This is a genomic window from Bradyrhizobium sp. HKCCYLRH3073, from assembly GCF_051167995.1.
In the GTDB taxonomy this organism is placed as follows: domain Bacteria; phylum Pseudomonadota; class Alphaproteobacteria; order Rhizobiales; family Xanthobacteraceae; genus Bradyrhizobium.
The window spans coordinates 136,812-159,331 of the sequence record NZ_JBNPUD010000010.1; the positions used below are offsets into that span (position 1 = coordinate 136,812).

Consider the following 22,520-nt stretch of genomic DNA (forward strand, 5'->3'; position numbering starts at 1 on the left):
AGAGCTGGCTCACTCGCCGCGCGCGCGACGGTCCGTCGCAGCGGCGCGGTTTTGGGCAATGCGTGCTCAATTCTTGCACCGGCACGATCCAATATTTTGTGCGTCCACGGACAAGTCAGCCGCGCGGGCGCGCACCTAAGCTTCGCCCCGAGCTTGGACCGGGGCGACGGCACCAATGCACCGCCGGACCAGCGCGACATCATCGTTCGAAGGAGCTGGCAACATGCAGACGAGGCTATTCACTGGGGCGCGGCGCGCGTGGCTTGCCGCGCTCGGCGCCATCATCGCGGCGGGACTTCTCGCGCCGATCGACGCTCAAGCGGCGACGCCCACGGGCTGCGCGGCGCTGAAGGAGAAATATCCGGACTGGAAGGGCAAGACGCTGGTCAATGCCATCAACCCGCACACGCCGGGCTACGAGTCGATCGACCCGAAGGATCCGAGCAAATATGTCGGCTTCGACATCGATCTGGGCGAGGCCATCGGCGACTGCCTCGGCTTCAAGCTGACCTACAAGCCGGTGACCTTCGCAGCGCTTCTGACGACGCTGGCGAGCGGCCAGGCCGACATCGTGATCTCCGACATCTACGCCACCAAGGAGCGCGCCAAGGCCGCCGACTTCATCACCTACTCCAAGGTGTTCGACGGCGTGCTGGTCGCCAAGGGCAATCCGAAGGGCATCAACGGCATCAACATGTCGATGTGCGGCGCGGCCGCGGCCGAGAACACCGGCTATGTCGAGGTGCCGCTGATCCAGGATCTCGCGCCGAAATGCAAGGAAGCCGGCAAGCCCGAGCCGACGATCCAGCTCTATGACAACAACGCCAACTGCATCCAGGCCATCCTCGCCGGCCGCGCCGATACCTATGTCAACGACGTCAACACGGTCGACCAGGCGGTGAAGGCCTATCCGGACAAGCTCGAGAAGGCGATCGCCGTCACCATCCCCTATTCGGTCGGCATCGCCGTGCCCAAGGACAAGCCGAAATTCCGCGATGCCGTGCTCGCCGCCCTGATCGAGGTGCAGAAGGAAGGCATCCACCAGGAGCTCCTGAAGAAGTGGCAGCTCGACCCGGCCAATTTCAAGGAGCCGGACATCCTGACGGCGGACTAACAGGCGCGGCTTCGAAAGCGAAGCTGCTGCCGCGGAGACGGTGCGCTCCCCTCCCCCTTGCGGGGAGGGGTCGGGGGTGGGGGTCGACACGGGCACGGGACAGTCTTTCCTGGGTACCCCCCTCCCCAACCCTCCCCCACAAGGGGGGAGGGAGCGCAGCACCGCAGCTGTGACACCTTGCCTCACAGCGACAGCTTCAAGCAGCAAGCGGCTGCTGAATTTCGATCAAACGCTGAGCTTCGCGACTGCTGACCATCTGAGTTCCGATACCGCGCAACAACGCACGCAGACTTCGTAGGGTGGGCAAAGCGCAGCGTGCCCACCTTCTTTCTTCCTTTCTTCCTTCTCTCGAACCACCGCGGTGGGCACGGTGCTTTGCGCCTTTGCCCACCCTACGTAGCCAGGCCGCCCCCTCATGTCCCTCTTCCTGCATTATCTCAGCATGCCGTATCTGCTGCAGGGCATCGAGCTGACCCTGCAGGTCACCGCGCTCGGCCTGATCGGCGGTCTCATTCTCGGCCTCGTGCTCGCGGCGATGCAGCTCAGCCGGTTCTGGCTGCTGGCCGCGATCGCGCGCGGCTACACCGTGATCTTCCGCGGCACGCCGCTGATCCTGCAGATGGTGTTCGCCTACGACGCGCTGCCGCATATCGGCATCAAGTTGCCGGCGGTGCTGGCGGCGGGCCTCGCGCTCGCCTGCAACGAGGCGCCGTTCATCGCCGAGATGCTGCGCTCCGGCGTGCTCGGCGTCGATCGCGGCCAGCTCCTGGCCGGCCAGGCGCTGGGCATGACACCCGGCGTCCTGATGCGCCGGATCATCGCGCCGCAGGCGATCCGCACCATGATTCCCGCGTTCGGCAACGAGGCGGTGAGCGCGCTGAAGAACTCCTCGCTCGCCTCCGTCATCGCCGTGCAGGAGCTGACCCTGCGCTCGACGCAGCTCGCGTCCTCCACCTTCGACTTCTTCTCGATCTTCTTCGCCTCGGGTCTCATCTATCTCGTGCTGACCGGCGCGATCAGCGTCATCCAGCTTGCGCTCGAATGGCTGCTCGATCTCGACCGCACGGCGAAGCAGCGCAAGCTGGCGGACTACCTTGCGCTATTGTTACCTCGGCGCCGCGCCGACTTCGCGACGAAGCTGGAGCTCGCGGAGAAGACAGCCCCGGCCATCGAGGCCGCGCCGCCCGAGCCCGCCGAGCTGAAGGAGACGCCGCCGCTCGCCTTGTCGATCGAAGACCGGGCCCGGCGTGCCGCAACGATCGCCCGCAACAACGTCGCCGTCGAGGTCACGGATCTGCGCAAGGCCTATGACGGCAACAAGGTGCTGGACGGCCTCGATCTCACCGTACGCATCGGCGAGGTGATCGCGCTGCTCGGGCCGTCCGGCTCCGGCAAGAGCACCCTGCTCCGCTGCATCAATCATCTGGAGAACTGGGACGCCGGCAACATCCGCGTCGGCGGCCGCAAGCTCGGTTTCGACGACCGGGGACGCAAGCTGACGCCGCGCGCCATCGCCAACGAGCGCGCCAATGTCGGCGTCGGCATGGTGTTCCAGCAGTTCAATCTGTTCGCGCATCTCACGGCCAAGGAGAATATCGCCGGTCCCTTGCGCTGGGTGCATGGGCTCGGCCGCTTCGAAGCGGAGCGTCGCGCCCTTGAGCTGCTCGACCGTGTCGGCCTGTCGCATCGCGCCGATGCGCTGCCGCGGCATCTCTCCGGCGGCCAGCAGCAGCGCGTCGCGATCGCCCGCGCGCTGGCGCCGAATCCGAGCGTGCTGCTGCTGGACGAGCCGACCTCCGCGCTCGATCCGGAGCTGGTCAACGAGGTGCTGGAGGTGATCCGCCGTCTCGCCATCGACGACGGCCTCACGATGATCATCTCGACGCACCAGATCCGCTTCGCCGACGAGGTCGCCGACCGCGTCGCCTTCCTCAATGGCGGCGTCATCCTCGAGGAAGGCCCCGCACACGAGGTGCTGACCAACCCACGCCATCCGCTGACCGCGCGCTTCCTCTCGGTGATGGAGGCCGAGCGGCCGAAGGACGCGGTGGCATGAGTTCATCCTTCACGTTAGGAGCGAGCGCTTGCGTGCGGCCATCCTTCGAGACGCCCGCCTGCAGCGGCCTCCTCAGGATGAGGTCCGTGGGTGAGGTGGCCTCGCTTCCGACCCTCATGGTGAGGAGGCGCGCAGCGCCGTCTCCGGACGATGCCTCCGGCATCGCCTTGAGAACCATGAGGCCCGCCCTCGAATTCACCGCACGACAATCTCGATCTCTGAGCAAAGAGGCCCTCGCATGAAACACCATCTGCTGCCGGTGTCCAACAAGACCGTCCATTGGGGCTATTTCTCCAAGGTGGTGACGCCCGCGCTCACCCTGCGCTCCGGCGAGCGCGCCACGATCGAGACGCTGACGCATCACGCCAATGACGACTATGAGCGCATGATCAAGGACGATCCCGGCGCGGAAAGCGTGTTCAAGTGGACGAAAGAGCACAAGGCCGTGGCGCGGCGCGGCTCCGGTCCGACCGAGGGCCCGTTCATCCGCGGCTCCGGTGAAGGCATCGGCGTGCATCTGCTGACCGGACCGGTGGCGGTCGAAGGCGCCGAGCCCGGCGACGTGCTCGAGGTGCGCATCCTCGACATAAGGCCGCGGCCGAGCCGATGCGGCTGCCATGCCGGCAAGTGCTTCGGCTCCAACGCCGCCGCCAATTGGGGCTTCCACTATCACGACCTGATCGAGGAGCCGAAACCGCGAGAGGTCATCACCATCTTCGAGCTGGACACCGCGGGCGAGCCGTTCGCCAAGGCGGTCTACAACTACGTCTGGACGCCGCAGACCGATCCCGACGGCATCGTGCACCCGACCATCGACTATCCCGGCGTGCCGGTCGACCACGCCACGATCAAGAAGCGCGAGAACATCCTGCCCAATGTGAAGGTGCCGGCACGGCTGCATTTCGGCACGATGGGGCTCGCGCCATCGGAGGCCGACTATGTCTCCTCGATCCCCCCGAGCTACACCGGCGGCAACATCGACGACTGGCGTATCGGCAAGGGCGCGCGGATGTACTATCCGGTCGCCGTACCCGGCGCCTATTTCTCGGTCGGCGATCCCCATGCCGCGCAGGGCGACAGCGAACTCGGCGGCACCGCGATCGAGACCTCGCTCACCGGCGATTTCGAGTTCATCCTGCACAAGAAGAGCGACCTCGGCGGCACGCAGCTCGAGGGCCTGACGCATCCGCTGCTGGAGACCGACCAGGCGTGGTCGGTCTACGGCTTCACCTATCCGAACTATCTCGCCGAGCTCGGCGCCAATGCGCAGACCGAGATCGCCAACCACTCCAGTCTCGACCGCGCCATGCGCGACGCCTTCCGCAAGCTTCGCCGCTTCCTGATGACGGTGCACCACCTCAGCGAGGACGAGGCGATCTCGCTGATGTCGGTCGGCGCCGACTTCGGCGTCACCCAGGTGGTCGACGCCAATTGGGGCGTGCATGGCACGATCCGGAAGAACGTGTTCCGGTGTGAGTGATTTTGCGAAACGTATAGCCAGCTCCCGCCCCGCGGATGGTGCGCTCCCTCCCCCCTTGTGGGGGAGGGTTGGGGAGAGGGGTGCCCCGGGGCGAGACCGCCGTTGTGGGCCCCCCTCCCCTAACCCCTCCCCACAAGGGGGAGGGGAACCGATCGCGCCTGTGGCACGAGCACCGATCCAAATGAGTGGAGGAATAGCGAACTGAACAACACCGATACACGGCAGGTCATGAAGCTCATCTGGCACGGGGGTTGCTTAGAATTCCCCGACCCGGGGCGTGCCATGAGTTTTCGTCCGTTCACCAGCGAATCCTATGCCGAGGGCGAGCGTCCGGAGGCGTGGCGCGACGTGCTGAATGCGGTCGGGCTACAGCCCGCAGCGAAGACACCATTTTATGATGGTCATGCCACCGCCTCGCATCGCCAAGCGCCGGGCATCGCTCTTTCGCGGCTGTCGGCGGGCGCGCAGGCGATCACTGCGGTTCCGCAGGCCCATGCGGATCTGCCGATCGCCCTGCTCGCGATCGAGGACGGCGCCCTGCTCCGCTGCAGCGACGGCCATCGCATCGTCCCCGCGGGACATCTGATGCTGTTGCCGCGCGCCGGCGACTGGAGCATCGCGTTCCAGCGCGGTCTGCGCGCCATCGTGCTGTCGGTGACGGCGGACGCTCTGCATGGCCGCATCAGCGGCAGGCTGAAATTGGCCCAAGCCCAGGTGATCGCGCCGAGCGGCCTAGCCGACGTGGTCTGCCGCACCATCGAGGCCACCGCACGCGCGCTCGACACCCTGAGCGATGCCGAATGGAGCACGGTTGCGCAGAGCATGGTCGATCTGCTGCTCACACTCGCCCATCAACAAGCCGCGCCGGCGGCGGAGGCCGGCAGCAGCGCGACGCAGGCCGCGATCCTGCACCGGCTCTGCCAGACCATCGAGCGGCGGCTCGACGATGCCGAGCTGACGCCGGCGCGGGTGGCCCAGGCCGAAGGCATTTCCGAGCGCTATCTGCAAAAGCTGTTCGAGAGCGCCGGCGACAATTTCAGCCACTACGTCAAAGAACGGCGGCTGCAACGGGCCTGGACCGACCTGTCCAATCCGGCCGAAGCCAACCATTCGATCTCGGAGATCGCCTATCGCTACGGCTTCGCCGATTCAGCGCATTTCAGCCGCAGCTTCCGCGCCCGCTTCGGCCTGTCGCCGCGCGAATTCCGGCAGCAGAAGGCCGAGCAGGCGGTGACGGCGGCGGCCCCGCGCGGCCAGCGCGGATGGCCGCAGGACGCGCTGGCGCAGCAGCGCGCCTGCGAGAGGCCGGCGTCGGCCAGGAGCGATGTCGCCCTGCCCGCGCCGGCCAACGACCAGGACGCGCAGCGGCATCACCATCATCTGGCGGTGTCGGCCGAGCGCGTGCATTGGGGCTATTTCAGCCGCTCGCTGCCGCCGCAGATCGAAATCGCGTCCGGCGACACGATCACGGTGGAGACGCTGACCCAGCATGCCTCGGATGATCCGGAGCTGATGATCGCAGGCGACGCGGCTGCGCTCAGCGTGTTCGGCTGGACCAAGGCGAAGAAGAACGTCGACCGCCGCGGCGCCGGCCCGATGGACGCCAGTGTGTTCGGCCGCGGCGCCGGCGAAGGCTTCGGCGTGCACATCTGCACTGGTCCGGTGGCGATCAAGGACGCACAGCCCGGCGACGTGCTCGAGGTGCGCATCCTCGACATCGTGCCGCGGCCAAGCCGCAACCCGAAACATGCAGGCCGCGTGTTCGGCTCCAGCGTCGCGGCGTGGTGGGGCTATCACTACAACGAGCTGATCGCCGCGCCGGCGCCGCGCGAGGCGGTGACGATCTACGAGATCTTCGCCGATGCGCCCGAGCCGCATGCCCGCGCGCTGTATTCCTACCGCTGGGAGCCGCAGACCGATCCCAACGGGATCGTGCACACAACCTACGACTATCCCGGCGTGCCGGTCGCCCCCGACAGCATCAAGCGCCGCCACGGCGTGCTCGACAACATCCGCATTCCCTTGCGGCCGCATTTCGGCGTCATCGCGGTGGCGCCGCGCGAGGCCGATTTCGTCGATTCGATTCCGCCCTCCTATTTCGGCGGCAATCTCGACAATTGGCGGCTCGGCAGGGGATCGACGGTGTATCTGCCGGTCGCGGTGCCCGGCGCGCTGCTGTCCGTCGGCGATCCCCACGCCACCCAGGGCGACGGGGAGCTCGGCGGCACCGCGATCGAATGCTCGATGACCGGCACGTTCCAGGTGATCCTGCACAAGAAGGCGCAGCTCGCGGGGCAGCCGTTCGCCGATCTCTCCTACCCGCTGATCGAAACCGCGACCGACTGGGTGCTGACCGGCTTCAGCCATCCGAACTATCTCGCCGAGTTCGGTGCGCAGGGCCAGAGCGAGGTCTACGCGACCTCCTCGCTCGACCTCGCGATGAAGGACGCGTTCCGCAAGATGCGCCGCTTCCTGATGCACATCAAAGGCCTCAGCGAGGACGAGGCGGTCGCGCTAATGTCCGCCGCGGTGGATTTCGGCGTGACGCAGGTGGTCGACGGCAATTGGGGCGTGCACGCGATCCTGAGCAAGCGGCTGTTCGAGGATGAACGCTGACGTTCATTGCGCCCCAACGCCATCCCAGATCTTCGTCATTGCGAGCGAGCGAAGCAATCCAGGGCGTCACGTGCTGCCCTGGATTGCTTCGTCGCTTCGCTCCTCGCAATGACGACCATTGCTGTCGCTACCACGAAGCCCAACAACAAAGGACCATCCCTATGCAGTTCCACATGATCTCCGGCGCGACCAGGCCGGTGGCCCCCTTCAGCCACGCCGTCGAGACCGACGGCTTCGTGTTTGTCACCGGCCAGATGCCGGACTCGCCGGAGGCGCCGGGCGTGCTGCCGGAGGGGATCGTGGATCAGACGAAGGCGGTGATGCAGAACTTGAAGTACATCCTCCAAGGTCTCAACCTCGGCCTCGAACATATTGTGATGTCTCGGATTTACCTGACCGAGTTCAAGCGGGATTACGCGGCGATGAATGAAACCTACCGTTCATTCTTCCCGCCGGACCGGCTGCCGGCCCGCACCTGCGTCGGCGTCACCGGCTTGGCCTATGACGCGCTGATCGAGATCGATCTGGTCTGCCGAAGACCATAGTACCCATTGGTAAACATCTCCTCAACGCGAGGCCCCGTCATTCGATCCGGGCTGGGGAGCGTCCCGCTGTCGCCGATTGCGCGCCGACGCCGGCCGGTGTCAATTCGCCGGGCCATCAGGCGGGATCGTGGGGAGTGCCATGCCGTATCAGTTTTCCAATCGTCAGCAGATCCGCAAGCCGGCGGTGAGCAGCAAGGGCGGCATCGTCGCGGCACAGTCGCGGCGCGCCGCCGAGATCGGGGCCGAGGTGCTGGCCGCGGGCGGCGACTGCGTCGATGCCGTGGTCGCGACCGGCTTTGCGCTCGGCGTGCTCGAGCCGTGGATGAGCGGCCTCGGCGGCGGCGGCGCGATGGTGCTGTACCGCGCCAGGGACAACCATGTCGAAGTGATCGACTACGGCATGCGCGCGCCCGACAGCCTCGATGTCGCCGACTATCCGCTGGCCAATGACGGCAGCGTCGCGGCCGACATCTTCCCATGGCCCCGCGTCAAGGACGACCGCAATCTGCACGGCCCCGGCGCGATCGCGGTGCCCGGCGTCGTGGCCGGCATGGAGGCGGCGCATCGCCGTTACGCGCGGCTGCCATGGGCGGATCTGGTCACGCCGAGCGTGAAGCTCGCCGCCGAGGGCCTGCTGGTGGACTGGTGGACCACCGTGATGATCTCGAGCTGCGCCGCCGACCTGCGCCGCTATCCCGGCAGCGCCGCGGCCTATCTGAAGGATGGCCTGCCGCCGAATCCGCAATGGGGCGCCAAGGCGGTGACGCGGCTGCCGCAGGAGCAGTTGAAGGCGACGCTGGCCCATCTTGCCAGCGCCGGCGCGCGCGACTTCTACCGCGGCGACATCGCCCGCTCGCTGACCCGCGACATCCAGGCCGCCGGTGGCGCGCTTTCGGTGGATGACCTCGCCGCGTTCGAGGCGCATGTCCGAGAGCCGCTGCGCATTCCCTATCGCGGCGGCGCGGTGTTCGCGACGCCGGAGCTCACCGCCGGCCCGACGCTGGCTCACGCGCTGCGGCTGATGCAGGCGAGCGTAACGGCTTCGGGCAAGGCGCCGGATGCCGGCGCCTTCATCGCCTATGCCGAGGCGGTGCAGGCCGCCTATCGCGAGCGGCTCAACGACATGGGCGACGCGGCGGGCAAGCGCGCGATCGGCGCCGAATATCTGGCACCGGCCTGCACCACGCACTATTCGGTGGTCGATCGCGACGGCAACATGGCGGCGGTGACGCAGACCCTGCTGTCCGGGTTCGGCTCGAAATTCCAGGCACCGCAGAGCGGCATCATGATGAACAACGGCATCATGTGGTTCGACCCGACGCCGGGCACGACGAATTCGCTGGCGCCCGGCAAGCGCTGTCTCACCAACTACACGCCGGTGGTGGCGCAGGCCGCCGACGGCCGCCGCCTCGCATTGGGCGCCTCCGGCGGCCGCCGCATCCTGCCCGCGGTGGCGCAGATGCTGTCCTTCGTGATGGACTACGGCATGGACCTCGATGCCGCGATCCACCAGCCGCGCATCGATGCCAGCGAAGGCGACGTGGTCGGCGCCGACACCCGGCTGCCGGCGGAGGTGATGGACGCGCTGACGGCGAAGTTCGAGACCGTGCCGGCGCCGGTGCAGACCATGCCGATGAAGTTCGCCTGCCCCAGCGTCGTGCTGCGCCAGGGCGACGCGAACAGCGGCGCGACGGAAATCTTCCATACCTGGGGCGATGCGGTCGCGGAGAGCTGATCGAATGCGAGACACCGGCTGAACGGCAGTCCGCTCTCTCCGTTCTGCCGAGGCCGCGACGAATACCGCGACCCTACACAGGAGCGGTCTCCGACATCCCATGACGGGGCACAGAATTCACGGCCCATCCATCTAGCAACTCTTGAAATTGACCGCTGTGGTGTTGGCGCCGCAGACCAGAACCGCGACGCGCTCGGACGGACCCGCACGGTAGGCACCGGATAGCAGCGCGGCGAAGGCCGCGGCGCCGCCCGGCTCAGTTACGACGCGCAACGTCATCCACAACGCGCGCTGCGCCGCCCTTATGTCGTCGTCGCTGACGATGATCACCTCCGCCGCCGCGAACCGCTGCACGATCGGAAACACGCGCGCGCCGATCTGGCGCGGCGCAAGACTGTCGGCAGCGACGCCACCGGCGGGCGCGTCGACGGGGTGTCCGGCCGCCAGCGCGTCGCGCAGGGTCGGCGCGCCGTCCGACTCCACCGGCACGACCTTGACGCGTCCCTCGTACCACGCGGCGATGCCGCCGATCAGCCCGCCGCCGCCGACCGCCACCAGCAGCGTGTCGATATCATCTGCGTCGCGCTCCACCTCCAGCCCCACCGAGCCCTGCCCCAGCATGGTCTCGGGCTGATCAAACGCATGAATCGGCAAGGCGTCGCTCTCGGCGACATGTCGCTCGCTCGCCGCCAGCGCGTCGGCATAGCGTTCCCCGCCGATGTGGATCTCCGCGCCGAGGCGCTTGATGAGGTCGATCTTCGACGGCGAGGCGATGCTCGGCACGAAGATCGCTGCTCTCAGGCCAAGACGTTGCGCCGCCAGCGCCACCGCAACACCATGGTTGCCGCCGGACGCCGCGACCACCCGGCACATCGCGGGTCAGGAGATTGGCGAACGCCCCGCGCGCCTTGAACGAGCCGCCATGCTGCATGAATTCGAGCTTCAGTCGCAATGGGGAAGACGGCAGGCCGAAATCGCCACCATCGACCGTTATCATCGGCGTGCGCCGGACGTAAGGCCGGATCAGCTCATAGGTGGCCGCGATCTGCTGCCGGGTTACCGCTGTCGATATGTCTGACATGCCGCACCTCGTTCCGATCGGCATGCCTTGACATAAATTAGCTAATTGGCAAAGTACCAAAATGGCGCCCGACCGCGTGTTCCGTGCACTGGCCAACGACAAGCGGCTGCAGATCCTGGAGTGGCTGCGCGATCCGACGCGGCATTTTCCGCCACAGAACGATGGCGACCTCGTCAAGGACGGGGTCTGCGGGCTATTCATTGCCGAAAAGCTCGGCGTCTCCGCGCCGACACTGAGCGAGCACATGCGCGTGCTGGTGGCCGCCGGCCTCGTCAAGGCCAAGCGCGCCAAGGGCTGGACGTTCTACAAGCGCGACGAGCAGGGATTGAAGGCGGCGCGACGGCTGCTCAGCGACGCGCTATAGGAATTATGCGAACCTTGGCGGGCAACGGGAATTGCGGCGAAGCGCGCCGAAGCATCATCCTGTCCACGACGACGGCGCAGCGATTTCTGCGAGGAAAGCTCGCCATGCGCGAAAGGGAGGCGGCGACGGCGTCCTCCTTGATCTTGTCGCTGTCGCTGCGATCGACCCGCTGCACCTCGACTCAGCACCAATCCGGTCGAGGCGTCGATTGGCCCTAGAAGTGCTTCGCGCGCCCTGGCCCTATGCGGCGCAGCCGTCGGGTCGCAAGCGAAGCCCGTTCGGCACAGATCCGAGCTATGGCTGCACGCCCGCTCCCGTCAGCCTCTCGGCGAGAAACGTGGTCAGCTCCCCCACCGTGCGGGAGTTGCTGCGGCCGCGCGCATAGGCGAGCTCGACGGTCGGCAAGCGCGGCAGACCGAGATCCTGCCGGATGATGCGCAACGGCGGCTGCACCAGGGCGCGCGCAAGGACGGTGATTCCCAGCCCCTCGAGCGTCGCCGCCTTGAGGCACTCGAAGCTCGGACTGACGAAGCTGAGATGCCAACGCCGGTCGTTCTGCTTCAGCGACGACATGGCGAAACGCCGATACGTGCAGCCGTCCGGGAAGAGGACGAGAGGGATCGACGCATCGTCGGGCGTGTAGTTCGGCCCGCAGACCCAGACCAATTGCTCTGTCAGCACCGAGGTGCCGGTTCGAGCCCCGGCCTCCTGCTTGAAGAAGGCGAGGTCGAATTCGCCGCGGGCGCTCCGCTTCATCAGGCTTTCCGACTGATTGGCTTCGACCTCGATGCCCACCATCGGATTCCTGGTCTTGAACCGCGCGAGCCACGTGGTGAAGTCGCGGCCAAAAAAGTCGAGCGGAACCCCCAGACGAACGAAACCGAGGAGGACATCCTCGCACATCGAGGCATAGGCCTCGTCATTGAGCTGGAGAATACGCCGCGCGTATTGGACGAAGCGGTCACCCTCGGGGGTCAGCTCCAGAACGCGGCCCTTGCGCCGCGTCAACAATGGCTTGCCCACCTGCAATTCCAGCTTGGACATCTGTTGGCTGATCGTCGACTGCGATCGCCCGACGGACTCTGCGGCCCGCGAGAAGCTCATCGTGTCCGCGATCACGAGAAACGATCTGAGGCAGTCGATATCGAAGTTCACGACAGTCCCCGCTATCGAAAAAGACGATACCAACATCGTCATAATTCACTTTGTCGGTCGGAACACACTTCGTAAAGACCAGAGTTGCGGCATGGGATGCCGGAACTCGCGTCAAGTCCCTGACGCGACGCAACGGGACTGCATTGCGGTCCCTTGCCGCACTTCGCGTACAAAACCGCTCCGACACAAGGACCATCCCCGTGGCGATCAGCACCGTCGTCTTCGACGCCTACGGCACCCTCTACGACATTCAATCGGTGGCGTCGGTCACCGAGCAGGCTTTCCCGGGTCGTGGCGACATGATCACGCAGATCTGGCGGATGAAGCAGCTCGAATACACCTGGCTGCGCTCGCTGATGCGGCGCTACGAGGATTTCGAGGCGGTGACGCGCCAATCCCTGGTCTATACGCTCCGGGTCCTCGGCCTTGGCTACGAAGAAGCGCTGCTCGAGGTGATCATGGACAAATACGTCCACCTCGATCCCTACCCGGACACGCTGTCCACCCTGGAGCGTCTCCACGGCCGCAAGCTGGCGATTCTTTCGAATGGTGCGCCAGCAATGCTGAACGCGCTCGTGCGCAACACCGGACTCGATCGTTTTCTCGACAAGACCATCAGCGTCGACAGCAGAGCGATGTTCAAGCCGAGTCCCGAGGCCTATTCCCTGATCGAGTCCGAGCTCGGAGCCGCGCCCGCCGAAGTCCTGTTCGTGTCCTCGAATCCGTGGGACGCGATCGGTGCCAAGGCTGCCGGGCTGACCGTGGCATGGATCGAGAGGGTCACGCCCGAAGCGATGGCCGCAGCCTGTGAAAGCTGCGCGCTCGTTGCGCCGCTGACGATGTTCAAGGCGATGCGGATGCAGATGGACGAGCTCGGGCTCGCGCCCGATCACCGGGTCCGGGGACTGTTCGATCTGCCTGGGCTGCTGCCACCCACTGCCAGGCCGTAGATCCCCTCAGATCCCGCGCCGCATCCGACGAGCACCTGCTGTCAGGACGACGTCATCCTTCACTGGTAGCACGCCTCCAGTGCGGAAGCCGCCCGGTACAACGTCGACTCGTCGAGGTGGCGCGCGACCAGCATCGCGCCGATCGGACGGCCGTCCGCCGTCTTCCCAACCGGAACGGAGATCGCGGGATGCCCGGTGAGGCAGGTCGGCGCGGTGTTGCCGACCATCTCGAAGGCGCGGCCGATGATCTCCTCCCGCGACGCCCCGGCGGACGGCAGCCGGGTCGCCGCCATCGGCGTGGTCGGCATCAGAAGCAGATCGGCCTGTTCGAGCGCGCGATCATAATCTCCCGTGAGCAGGCGGTTGAGGTTCTGTGCCTTGCCGTAGTAGCGGCCGCGATTGCGCGACGACATATAGTGGCCGGTCAGGATGCCGAGCTTCAGCGTCTCGGACAATTCTCCGGCCCGATCGCGCCAGCGCGCGTGGGCATCGAGCAGGCTCTCCAGAAACACGCCCTTCATGTTGGTGCCATAGGCGTTGCTGCGCATCATCAGATCGGTGGCGCCTTCGAGAAAGATCGGCGTCCAGATTGCAGCCCCGGCGGCATGCAGCGGCACTGCGACCTCACGGACGTCGGCCCCCTTGGCGGCGAGACGACCGGCCGCCTCGCGCACGCGGTCGTCCACCTCGGTCTCGGCGCCGGCCGTGCCGAACCCTTCGGGCACCACGCCGATGCGCAAGCCGGCCACGCCTTGCCGCAGCGCCTGCGTATAGGGCTGTGACGAGGCACCGCGCTGCCGCGGATCGAGCCCGTCCGGCCCTGCCATCACCTCGAGCATCAATGCGTTGTCGGCCACGGTGCGGGTGATCGGGCCGGCGTGATCGACCGTCAATTCGACCGCGAAGATGCCCGTATAGGGCACGAGGCCGTGCGTCGGCTTCAGGCCGACGGCACCACAATAGGACGCGGGGATGCGGATCGAGCCCCCCTGGTCGCCGCCGGTGGCCATGTCGACGATGTTGGCCATGACCAGGGCGGTGGATCCTGAAGACGATCCACCGGCATTGTAGCCGGGCACGACCGGATTCTCGACGACCCCATTGGCTGAGGTGTGACTGCCGCCGGAGGCGCAGTAGTATTCGCAGACGGCCTTGCCCAGAATATCCGCGCCGGCGTCCAAGAGGCGCGTGACGATGGTCGCATCGATCTCCGGGACGTAGCCCTCGAGGATGGTCGCACCATTCATCATGGGAAGGCCGGCGACGCAGACATTGTCCTTGATGGCGACGCGCTTGCCCTTGAGCTTGCCGTCCGCGGCGCCCTGGATGTGCGCGGTGACGGCCCAGGCGCCGAACGGATTGTCCTCCGGCAGCGGGCGTGTTCCTGAGGGCCTCGGATATTTGACCTCGGGCAGCGGCGCCGCCATCTCGTCGACGAGATCGTACGCGTCGAGCTGCCCCTGCATCAGCGCAAGGAACGACAGCGCATTGGCATCATCGAGATCGAGGCCGATCTCGCGCGCGGCCTGTTGCAGCTCGGTAGCAGTCGGACGTCGGACTGGCATCAAGGCCTCTCGATCGCGGTGCGACCACGTCCACGCGCAACGGAGCAAGGTGGACGAGGTCGACGTTCAACACGCGAAAGAGTAGCCAGCCGCCGAGGTGTTCCAAAATGAGTTATGTCGATAGCCGTAATTTGCTTTGACGATTAAGCGTGGCCGCGACCTCGAACCCACGCGGGAGCTGCCTACATCTCCAGCAGCGCCTTCACCAGCCCGCTCTCCGCATCAGCCAGATCGTCGATCACGTCGAAATGGTGCCGGTCCGGCGCCTCGACATAGGCGGTCGTAGCACCCAAGCCGATCCAGATGTTTGCGAGCAATTGCGCCTGACGGCGGAATTCGTTGCGCTCGGCGCCGCCGACCCAGGCGGTGACCTTGACGCCGTCGATCGGCGCGAGCAGCGCCGGGCTCTCGCGCAGCGCCGTGGCGTCGTCGATATGTAGCGTGTCGTTCATCACGGTCCGCTGCAGCGGGCGCAGATCGTGCAGGCCGGAGAGCGAGACCACGCTGGTGATGCGCGCCTGTCGCTCCGGCGACAGCGGGGCGCCGCGGCAGATCATGCGGGTGACGAGATGGCCGCCGGCGGAATGGCCGGTCAGCGCCACGGGACCGGCAACCTCGTCCATCGCCTTCGCGACCGCCTGCGCGACATCGCCCGAAATGTCGGCGATGCCGACCTCGGGACACAGCCGGTAGGACGGCATCGCCACGGCAAAGCCGCGCGCGATTGGACCTTGCGCGAGATGCGACCAGAAGCTCTTGTCGAGGCGCATCCAGTAGCCGCCATGCACGAACACGACGAGCCCCTTTGGCGTGCCCTCAGGCAGGAACAGGTCGAGGCGCTGGCGCTCATGTGCGCCAAAGGCAATGTCGAGCCTGGCGCGGCCCTGCCCGGCCAACGCCGTTCGATACGCCTCGGCCGGCGCGACCCACAGGCCGGGCCAGCGCTCGCCGCCGGCGATGTTCGGGCCGTTGGCGTAGGCGTTGTCCCAGTCCTTGACGGCATACAGCATGATAATCTCCTGATCGAATGAGCGCGCGATGGCTCAGAGGCCGGTGCGCAGCTTCCAGAGTTCGGGGAACAGCACGATCTCCAGCATCTTGCGCAGATAGTTGACGCCTGACGTGCCGCCGGTGCCGGTCTTGAAGCCGATGATGCGCTCCACCGTGGTGACGTGATTGAAGCGCCACCGGCGGAAATAGTCCTCGAAGTCGACCAGCTTCTCGGCGAGCTCATACAGCTCCCAATGCCGCTGCGGATCGCGATAGACGCTGGTCCAGGCGGCCGCGACCTCCGGGCTCTCGGCGCGGGTGCCGCGCCAGTCGGTGCGCTGCCCGTCGACGCCGATGAAGAAGCCGCGCCGTGCCAAGAGCCGCAGTGCTTCGTCATACAGGCTGGGCTTCGCCAGGATCGCCTCCAGCTCGGCGGTCAGCTCCGGATGATGCGCATGCGGGCGCAGCATCGCCAGATTGCGGTTGCCGAGCAGGAATTCGATCGAGCGATACTGGAACGACTGGAAGCCGGAGGACTCGCCGAGCTTGTCGCGGAACAGCGTGTACTCGCTCGGCGTCATCGTGCGCAGCACGTCCCAGGCGCCGTTGAGCTGCTCGAAGATGCGCGACACTCTTGTCAGCATCTTGAACGCCGGCTGCACGTCGTCCCGGGCGATCGCCGCCATGGCGGCCTTGATCTCGTGGATCGCGAGCTTCATCCACAATTCCGAGGTCTGGTGCTGGATGATGAACAGGAGCTCGTCGTGCGCCGACGACAGCGGCGCCTGCGCATCGAGCAGGCGATCCAGCATCAGATAGTCGCCATAGGACATCCGTCCCTTGAAGTTCATCCGCGCCCCCTCGGTGGCGGGATCGTAGGGCGCGCTGCTCACGTCACGAGCTCCTTCTGGCGATACTCGGGCTTGTCCCACAGCTTGTCGGCAAGCACCTCTTCGAGAATGTCGACGGCGCCGCGCACCTCGCTCTCGCCGATGTAGAGCGGCGTGAAGCCGAAGCGCAGCGCGTCGGGCGCGCGGAAATCGCCGATCACGCCGCGCGCGATCAGCGCCCGCATGATCGCATAGCCGTCCGGATGGCGGAACGACACCTGGCTGCCGCGGCGCGACGCATCGCGCGGCGAGGCCAGTGTCAGCGACGGACAGCGCCTCTCGACCTCGGCGATGAACAATTCCGACAGCGCGATGGAGGCTTTGCGCACGTCCTGCATCGACACGCCGTCCCAGGCGTCGAGCGCGGCATCCAGCGCGGCCAATGCGATGATCGGCGGCGTGCCGATGCGCATCCGCTCGATGCCACCGCCGGGGCGATAATCGAGATCGAAGGCGAACGGCGCCTCGTGGCCCATCCAGCCGGACAGCGCCGGCGGCGCGATGTCTGCGTAACGCGGCGCGACATAGATGAAGGCCGGCGCGCCGGGACCGCCATTGAGATATTTGTAGGTGCAGCCGACCGCAAAGTCGGCCTCCGCGCCGGCGAGATCGACCGGCACCGCGCCGGCGGAATGCGCGAGGTCCCATACCGTGAGCGCGCCGGCCGCGTGCGCCTTTGCCGTCAGCACCTTCATGTCGTGCATGCGGCCGGTGCGGTAGTCGACCTCTGTCAGCATCAGCACCGCGACGCTGTCGTCGATCGCAGCCTCGACCTGCTCCGGCTCGACCACCTTCAAGGTGGCGCGGTCGCCGAGCATGCGGACCAGGCCCTGCGCCATGTAGAGATCGGACGGAAAATTGCCGCTGTCGGACAGGATCACGCGACGGCCCGGATTGAGCGACAGCGCCGCGGCCAGCGCCTGATACACCTTGATCGAGAGCGTATCGCCCATCACGACCGTGCCGGGCGCGGCCCCGATCAGCCGCGCGATACGGTCGCCGACGCGGCGCGGCTGCACCATCCATCCCGCGCTATTCCAGCCGCGGATCAGCTCCCGTCCCCACTCAGCCTCGATCATCCGGGCAACGCGGGCGGGCACGGCGGACGGCAGCGCGCCGAGCGAATTGCCGTCGAGATAGATGACCCCGTCAGGGATCGTGAAGAGCGATCGAGTCGTGGAAAAATCGGTCATGCGGCTCCTGCTTCGTTCACGGCCTGAATGCATGATTCGCGCCGGATCAGGCCAGATCAAGCCGATCCCATCGCGACCGGCACCGCGCGGGCCGCATGGCTCGCGAAGACGTGACGATGGCGACACAATCCAGCCGGTCGATCGCCGCCGGCCCGCGACATTGACGCGCGACGGCAGGCTTGTCACGCGCGGTCCATGGCGCATGATGGATCGACCCGACCTGCCGATGGAGGACATGACATGCGCATTCTGATGCCGCTCGTCCTGCTGCTGTCACTGTTGGCCCACCCCGCCGCCGCGGCGGACGCCAGCGCGGCGCAGAGCGTCATTCGCGCCCAGGAACAGGCCCTGGCGCGCGACGACGGCGCGACCGCCTATGCCCAGGCCGCGCCGGAAATCCAGGCGCTGTTTCCGAGCGCCGAGATCTTCATGAGCATGGTCAAGAGCGGCTACCCGCCGGTCTATCGCCATCGCAGCTTCGAATTCGGCGCCGCGCAGGTCGAGGACGGCAGCGTCGCGCAGCGCGTCCACATCGTCGATGCCGAAGGCGAGGCGTGGGAGGCGCTCTACACGCTGCAGACCCAGCCCGACGGCAGCCTCAGGATCACCGGCTGCTCGCTGTTGAAGACGGGCCAGTCGGTCTAGCGCGAAGCGGTTCAGGTCACGCCGAACCGCTTCTTGAACTGCGCGACATTGATGAGGCCGCGGCCGTGGCGGCCGTCGCCGATCTTGACGTCGCCATGATACGCCTCGACCGAAAAGCGGATGACGCGGCGCTCGACCTCGATCACCTCGGCGACGGTGCGGATGGTCGCGCCAACCGGCGAGGCCGCGAGATGGCGGACATTGACCTCGGTCCCGACCGTGACCCAGCCCTGTGGCAGCACCGGGTTGATGGCGTCCCCCGACGTCATCTCCATCTCCAGGATCATCATCGGCGTCGCATAGACCATGGGCATATGCGGAACAAAGTGCCCCACGGTGCGCTCCGGCGGCACCACGAGCAGGCGCTCGGCGCGCATGCCCGGCTTGATGATCTCACGTGCGTCCATGGTGGCTCCAAGGTCAGATGTCGTCCCGGACAAGCTGCGACGCGCGTCAGTGCGGCGTAGTGCCGATCCGGGACCCATACGCCGCGGCGGTCGTGATGAGCAAAAGGCCAACGACCAGCATGCCTCAAACCGCTTCCTGGGGCTGTGGTCCCTGGGCCGCGCGCAATTGCGCGCCGAGCAGGGACGACAGCAGCGCCTACTTCTTCTGCTCGGCCAGGCGTTCGACGAAGGTCTTGCCGCCCTTCATCTTGTGCGTCAACGGCGCCTCGTTGATCTGGATCACCACCGCTTCCGGATCGACGCCGAGATGCGTCACCAGGGCCTTGGTGATGTCACGCATCATGTTGGCCTTCTGCTCGTCGGTGCGGCCGGCGGCCATGCTCACTGTGATCTCGGGCATTCGTTGCTCCCTGTTAGTTAGTCCTGTCCCAAGCCTGTCATTGCCGGGCTTGCCCCGGCAATCCATCATTCTGAAATGAAAGGCCGTCGTGAAGCGATGGATGCGCGGGTCAAGCCCGCGCATGTCGGGTCTTGTTACCCCCAGCTCACGTCGTGGCGCGCGAGCACCTCGCGGACACCGGCGACGAGTTCGTCCTCCTTAGCTGAGAACTGCGCCGGGCGGCTCTCGCGCCATTCCTGGTTGGAGGCGATCGCGGCCGCCGCCTTGGCGCCCTCGATCAGGTCCTTGATCTGCACCTCGCCGCGCGCCTTCTCGTCCGAGCCCTGGATGATCACGCAGGGTGCGTTGCGGCGGTCGGCATATTTGAGCTGGTTGCCCATGTTCTTGGGATTGCCGAGATAGAGCTCGGCGCGGATGCCGTGATTGCGCAAGGTCGACACCATCTTCTGATAGTCGGCGACGCGGTCGCGGTCGAAGACCGTGACGACGACGGGGCCGAAAGCCGGCCGCGTGTCGAGCTTGCCGAGCAGGGTCAGCGCCGCCTGCAGCCGCGACACGCCGATCGAAAACCCGGTCGCCGGCACCGGCTCGCCGCGGAAGCGCGAGACCAGGCCGTCGTAACGACCACCGCCGCCGACCGAGCCGAAGCGCACGGGGCGGCCCTTCTCGTCCTTGGTCTCGAGCAGGAGTTCGACTTCGTAGACAGGGCCGGTGTAGTATTCGAGACCGCGGACGACGGAGGGTTCGACGCGGACGCGGCTGTAACCGTAACCGGCCGCGCTGCACAGCCTGGCGATCTCGGTCAGCTCGTTGACGCCTTCCACATAGGCCGGCGAGGACATGAACAGCTTCTGCTGCGCAACGCTCGCCAGGACCTCGGCGTTGAACTGCAGATCCTGCTCCTCACCTTGAATTTGCGGCTCCGCGATCTTCATCTCGAAGAAGGCCAGCAGGGAGTCGATCTGACTTTCAGTCAGGCCCGCGCCCTTGGTGAAATCACCCTTGCCGACTTCGCCGCCGTCCCAGCGGCCCTCGCCGAGCAGCTTCTTGATCTCTGAAATCGGAAACTTGTCGGCCTTGTCGATTGCCCTGAGCACCGTCAGCCGACGGCCCGCGTGCTCATCACCGCCGATGCCGATCGCCTCCATCACGCCGTCGAGCACCTTGCGGTTGTTGACTTTCACGACATACGAGCCGCGCGGAATCCCCAGCCCCTCCATCGTTTCCGCCGCCATCATGCACATCTCGGCGTCGGCCGCCGGCGAGCCGGAGCCGACGGTGTCGGCGTCGAACTGCATGAACTGGCGGAAGCGGCCGGGGCCGGGCTTCTCGTTGCGGAAGACGTAGCCGGCGCGATAGCTGCGATACGGCTTGGGCAGCGCATCGAAATTCTCGGCGACGTAGCGCGCCAGCGGCGCGGTGAGGTCGTAGCGCAGCGAGATCCACTGCTCATCGTCGTCCTGGAACGAGAACACGCCCTCGTTCGGACGATCCTGGTCGGGCAGGAACTTGCCGAGCGCGTCGGTGTATTCGAATGCCGGCGTCTCCACCGGCTCAAAGCCGTAGCGCTCGTAGACGGCGCGGATCTTCTCGACCATCTCGCGCGTCGCGGCGATCGCCGCGGGGCCGCGATCCTCGAGCCCGCGCGGCAGCCGCGCCTTCAGCTTCTGGGGTTTCTTGGGTTTGTCGGACATCTGGGACCGGAACGTAGGGTGGGCAAAGCGCAGCGTGCCCACCATGGCTGACATCGCAGACAGTGGGCCCGGCCCGCTTGCGCGGTCCTTTGCCCACCCTACGGGATGGAATGCGTTGCCGGGTTGGTAGCAGCCGCGACCGCGTGCGGCAACCCGCAGGGGCGTCGTGCACCTGCGCCTATGACAGTGAGAGCTGAGCTCCCTCAGCCCATGCGGTGCGCCCCCTCCCCGCAAGGGGGAGGGGAGCAGACCGTCATCGTGGCTGGGCTGTGCGCAAAATCTGGCAGCCCAAGCGCGCCCTGCCCTACTTCACGTCCCTGATCCAGTTGTGCGGATCCGGGCTGCGGCCGTACTGGATGTCGACGAGCTGCTTGCGCAGGCCCATGGCGACCGGGCCGGCGTCGCCGCCGTTGATCAGGACGTCGCCGCTCGCCGAGCAGACCTTGCCGATCGGCGAGATCACCGCGGCGGTGCCGCAGGCGAACGCCTCCTTCAGCCTGCCGCTCTTGGCATCCGCGCGCCACTGGTCGATCGCATACGCCTCCTCGCGCACCTCGCGGCCGGCATCGCGCGCCAGCGCGATCAGGGAGTCGCGGGTGATGCCCGGCAGGATGGTGCCGAGCGGCGGCGTCGACAGCGAGCCGTCGTCGAACACGAAGAACACGTTCATGCCGCCGAGCTCCTCGACATAGCGGCGCTCGATCGCATCCAGGAACACCACCTGGTCGCAGCCATGCTGGATCGCCTCGGCCTGCGCCTTGAGGCTCGCCGCGTAATTGCCGCCGCACTTCACGCCGCCGGTGCCGCCGACGGCGGCGCGGGTGTAGTTCTCCGAGACCCAGATCGAGACCGGCGCCGGGCCGCCCTTGAAATAGGAGCCGACCGGCGAGGCGATGACGGCGAAGATGTACTCCGCCGACGGCTTCACGCCGAGGAACACCTCGCTGGCGATCATGAACGGGCGCAGATAGAGGCTGCCCTCGCCGCCCGGGATCCAGGCGCGATCGATTTGAACCAGCCGCTCGACCGCCTCGATGAAGACCTCCGGCGGCAGCTGCGCCATCGCCATGCGCTCGGCCGAATTCCAGAACCGCTTGGCATTGGCGTCGGGGCGGAACAGGTTCACGCCGCCGTCGTCGCGCTTGTAGGCCTTGAGCCCCTCGAAGATCTCCTGCGCATAGTGCAGGACGGCCGCCGCCGGATCGAGCGGGAAGTTGGCGCGGGATTCGATCCGCGCGCTGTGCCAGCCCTTGTCCTGGCTGTACTGGACCACGGCCATGTGATCGGTGAACACCCGGCCGAAGCCCGGGTTGGCGAGCCTGGCAGCACGCTCCTGGTCGGAGGTCGGGTTCGTCGTCGGCTTGATGTCGAATGTCAAAGTCATGTCCTTGCTTCCCCCGCTCTGATCGCCATTCGCGAGTTCTGGCGCCGACCCGTCCGATCGGGCCAGTCGGCGTCTTGAATTTCGGACCTGCCGCGACCGGCCTGTCGGCCGGTCCCCGGGCAAGCATGCCACCACAGGACATGCTTTTGCGCCCGGCGGAAGTCCAGTATGGTTTGCCGAAATGCCGCTCGACATCACACGGTTGTTCGATACGTCGCCCAAGGATGCCCGTCGGGGTTGCCTACGGCCCGTTCAG

Annotated in this window: 18 protein-coding genes and 1 pseudogene; 9 read left to right on the forward strand and 10 right to left on the reverse strand. The window is 66.6% G+C overall.

All coding sequences use genetic code 11. The features are described from left to right. Window positions 1–223 precede the first annotated feature (223 nt). The 6 genes from ACQR1X_RS23145 (at window position 224) to ACQR1X_RS23170 (ending at window position 9,546) form a co-directional block, all read left to right on the forward strand. Window positions 224–1,114, forward strand: coding sequence for an ABC transporter substrate-binding protein (locus tag ACQR1X_RS23145; protein ID WP_316217092.1), 891 nt, complete (start codon window positions 224–226; stop codon window positions 1,112–1,114). 415 nt (window positions 1,115–1,529) lie between these two features. Then, window positions 1,530–3,170 (forward strand): amino acid ABC transporter permease/ATP-binding protein, encoded by a 1,641-nt coding sequence (locus ACQR1X_RS23150; protein ID WP_434873245.1) that lies wholly within the window; start codon window positions 1,530–1,532, stop codon window positions 3,168–3,170. Window positions 3,171–3,408: 238 nt separating this feature from the next. Then, window positions 3,409–4,650, forward strand: a complete 1,242-nt coding sequence (locus ACQR1X_RS23155) for an acetamidase/formamidase family protein (protein ID WP_315801984.1) — start codon at window positions 3,409–3,411, stop codon at window positions 4,648–4,650. Between the two features lie 282 nt (window positions 4,651–4,932). Continuing rightward, entirely contained in the window at window positions 4,933–7,266 is a 2,334-nt protein-coding gene (locus ACQR1X_RS23160; protein WP_434899643.1) for an acetamidase/formamidase family protein, read from the forward strand. Window positions 7,267–7,427: 161 nt separating this feature from the next. Continuing rightward, window positions 7,428–7,811: a RidA family protein gene (locus ACQR1X_RS23165; protein WP_315801983.1), complete on the forward strand. Its 384-nt coding sequence runs from the start codon at window positions 7,428–7,430 to the stop codon at window positions 7,809–7,811. Between the two features lie 139 nt (window positions 7,812–7,950). After that, window positions 7,951–9,546, forward strand: a complete 1,596-nt coding sequence (locus ACQR1X_RS23170; protein WP_434899644.1) for a gamma-glutamyltransferase family protein — start codon at window positions 7,951–7,953, stop codon at window positions 9,544–9,546. Window positions 9,547–9,678: 132 nt separating this feature from the next. On the opposite strand, the pseudogene ACQR1X_RS23175 reads toward ACQR1X_RS23170, so the two are convergent. Then, a pseudogene (locus ACQR1X_RS23175) lies at window positions 9,679–10,627 on the reverse strand (threonine/serine dehydratase). A 61-nt stretch (window positions 10,628–10,688) separates the two neighbouring features. Here ACQR1X_RS23175 and ACQR1X_RS23180 point away from each other — a divergent pair. Beyond that, window positions 10,689–10,991 (forward strand): ArsR/SmtB family transcription factor, encoded by a 303-nt coding sequence (locus ACQR1X_RS23180; RefSeq protein WP_315801980.1) that lies wholly within the window; start codon window positions 10,689–10,691, stop codon window positions 10,989–10,991. A gap of 294 nt (window positions 10,992–11,285) precedes the next feature. Here ACQR1X_RS23180 and ACQR1X_RS23185 read toward each other — a convergent pair whose 3' ends face one another. Then, window positions 11,286–12,188 carry a LysR substrate-binding domain-containing protein gene (locus tag ACQR1X_RS23185; protein ID WP_434899645.1) on the reverse strand — a complete coding sequence of 301 codons (903 nt, stop codon included), beginning with the start codon at window positions 12,186–12,188 and terminating at the stop codon, window positions 11,286–11,288. A gap of 158 nt (window positions 12,189–12,346) precedes the next feature. Between ACQR1X_RS23185 and ACQR1X_RS23190 the strand changes: the two genes are divergently transcribed. Then, a complete protein-coding gene (locus ACQR1X_RS23190) occupies window positions 12,347–13,096 on the forward strand; it encodes a haloacid dehalogenase type II (protein WP_316217097.1) in 750 nt (249 codons plus the stop codon). Between the two features lie 59 nt (window positions 13,097–13,155). Here the strand turns inward: ACQR1X_RS23190 and ACQR1X_RS23195 are convergent, their stop codons facing one another. From ACQR1X_RS23195 to kynU, 4 genes are all read right to left on the reverse strand, one after another. After that, window positions 13,156–14,661, reverse strand: a complete 1,506-nt coding sequence (locus ACQR1X_RS23195) for an amidase (RefSeq protein ID WP_316217098.1) — start codon at window positions 14,659–14,661, stop codon at window positions 13,156–13,158. A 182-nt stretch (window positions 14,662–14,843) separates the two neighbouring features. Beyond that, window positions 14,844–15,671, reverse strand: a complete 828-nt coding sequence (locus ACQR1X_RS23200; protein ID WP_434899646.1) for an alpha/beta hydrolase — start codon at window positions 15,669–15,671, stop codon at window positions 14,844–14,846. A gap of 33 nt (window positions 15,672–15,704) precedes the next feature. Further along, complete coding sequence (gene kynA / locus ACQR1X_RS23205; RefSeq protein ID WP_316183188.1) at window positions 15,705–16,544, reverse strand: tryptophan 2,3-dioxygenase; 840 nt, start codon at window positions 16,542–16,544, stop codon at window positions 15,705–15,707. Next, window positions 16,541–17,734, reverse strand: a complete 1,194-nt coding sequence (kynU, locus tag ACQR1X_RS23210; protein WP_316183189.1) for a kynureninase — start codon at window positions 17,732–17,734, stop codon at window positions 16,541–16,543. Before kynU ends, kynA begins: the two co-directional genes overlap by 4 nt. Window positions 17,735–17,974: 240 nt before the next feature. Between kynU and ACQR1X_RS23215 the strand changes: the two genes are divergently transcribed. Then, the gene (locus ACQR1X_RS23215) at window positions 17,975–18,379 is read left to right on the forward strand and encodes a DUF4864 domain-containing protein (RefSeq protein ID WP_434899647.1); all 405 of its coding nucleotides are present in this window, start codon (window positions 17,975–17,977) and stop codon (window positions 18,377–18,379) included. Between the two features lie 11 nt (window positions 18,380–18,390). Here the strand turns inward: ACQR1X_RS23215 and ACQR1X_RS23220 are convergent, their stop codons facing one another. The 4 genes from ACQR1X_RS23220 to ACQR1X_RS23235 all read right to left on the reverse strand — a co-directional run bounded on the left by ACQR1X_RS23220 (window position 18,391) and on the right by ACQR1X_RS23235 (window position 22,264). Beyond that, window positions 18,391–18,786: a thioesterase family protein gene (locus tag ACQR1X_RS23220; protein WP_434899648.1), complete on the reverse strand. Its 396-nt coding sequence runs from the start codon at window positions 18,784–18,786 to the stop codon at window positions 18,391–18,393. Between the two features lie 196 nt (window positions 18,787–18,982). Then, on the reverse strand, window positions 18,983–19,309 hold the full coding sequence (locus ACQR1X_RS23225; protein ID WP_434899649.1) for a tautomerase family protein: 327 nt from the start codon (window positions 19,307–19,309) through the stop codon (window positions 18,983–18,985). Window positions 19,310–19,320: 11 nt separating this feature from the next. Further along, entirely contained in the window at window positions 19,321–20,925 is a 1,605-nt protein-coding gene (gene hisS / locus ACQR1X_RS23230) for a histidine--tRNA ligase (protein WP_434899650.1), read from the reverse strand. Window positions 20,926–21,184: 259 nt separating this feature from the next. Continuing rightward, window positions 21,185–22,264, reverse strand: coding sequence for a branched-chain amino acid aminotransferase (locus tag ACQR1X_RS23235; RefSeq protein ID WP_434899651.1), 1,080 nt, complete (start codon window positions 22,262–22,264; stop codon window positions 21,185–21,187). Between the last annotated feature and the right edge of the window lie 256 nt (window positions 22,265–22,520).

What these genes read in the sequence shown, in the direction of transcription:
- ACQR1X_RS23150 (WP_434873245.1), top strand. Translation starts at nt 1,530, where the DNA reads ATGTCCCTCTTCCTGCATTATCTCAGCATGCCGTATCTGCTGCAGGGC.
- ACQR1X_RS23160 (WP_434899643.1), top strand. Translation starts at nt 4,933, where the DNA reads ATGAGTTTTCGTCCGTTCACCAGCGAATCCTATGCCGAGGGCGAGCGT.
- ACQR1X_RS23180 (WP_315801980.1), top strand. Translation starts at nt 10,689, where the DNA reads ATGGCGCCCGACCGCGTGTTCCGTGCACTGGCCAACGACAAGCGGCTG.
- ACQR1X_RS23225 (WP_434899649.1), bottom strand. Translation starts at nt 19,309, where the DNA reads ATGCGCGGGCTTGACCCGCGCATCCATCGCTTCACGACGGCCTTTCAT.
- ACQR1X_RS23185 (WP_434899645.1), bottom strand. Translation starts at nt 12,188, where the DNA reads ATGACGATGTTGGTATCGTCTTTTTCGATAGCGGGGACTGTCGTGAAC.
- ACQR1X_RS23155 (WP_315801984.1), top strand. Translation starts at nt 3,409, where the DNA reads ATGAAACACCATCTGCTGCCGGTGTCCAACAAGACCGTCCATTGGGGC.
- kynU (WP_316183189.1), bottom strand. Translation starts at nt 17,734, where the DNA reads ATGACCGATTTTTCCACGACTCGATCGCTCTTCACGATCCCTGACGGG.
- ACQR1X_RS23195 (WP_316217098.1), bottom strand. Translation starts at nt 14,661, where the DNA reads ATGCCAGTCCGACGTCCGACTGCTACCGAGCTGCAACAGGCCGCGCGC.
- hisS (WP_434899650.1), bottom strand. Translation starts at nt 20,925, where the DNA reads ATGGTGGGCACGCTGCGCTTTGCCCACCCTACGTTCCGGTCCCAGATG.
- ACQR1X_RS23165 (WP_315801983.1), top strand. Translation starts at nt 7,428, where the DNA reads ATGCAGTTCCACATGATCTCCGGCGCGACCAGGCCGGTGGCCCCCTTC.
- ACQR1X_RS23235 (WP_434899651.1), bottom strand. Translation starts at nt 22,264, where the DNA reads ATGACTTTGACATTCGACATCAAGCCGACGACGAACCCGACCTCCGAC.
- ACQR1X_RS23220 (WP_434899648.1), bottom strand. Translation starts at nt 18,786, where the DNA reads ATGGACGCACGTGAGATCATCAAGCCGGGCATGCGCGCCGAGCGCCTG.
- ACQR1X_RS23170 (WP_434899644.1), top strand. Translation starts at nt 7,951, where the DNA reads ATGCCGTATCAGTTTTCCAATCGTCAGCAGATCCGCAAGCCGGCGGTG.
- ACQR1X_RS23200 (WP_434899646.1), bottom strand. Translation starts at nt 15,671, where the DNA reads ATGCTGTATGCCGTCAAGGACTGGGACAACGCCTACGCCAACGGCCCG.
- ACQR1X_RS23215 (WP_434899647.1), top strand. Translation starts at nt 17,975, where the DNA reads ATGCGCATTCTGATGCCGCTCGTCCTGCTGCTGTCACTGTTGGCCCAC.
- ACQR1X_RS23145 (WP_316217092.1), top strand. Translation starts at nt 224, where the DNA reads ATGCAGACGAGGCTATTCACTGGGGCGCGGCGCGCGTGGCTTGCCGCG.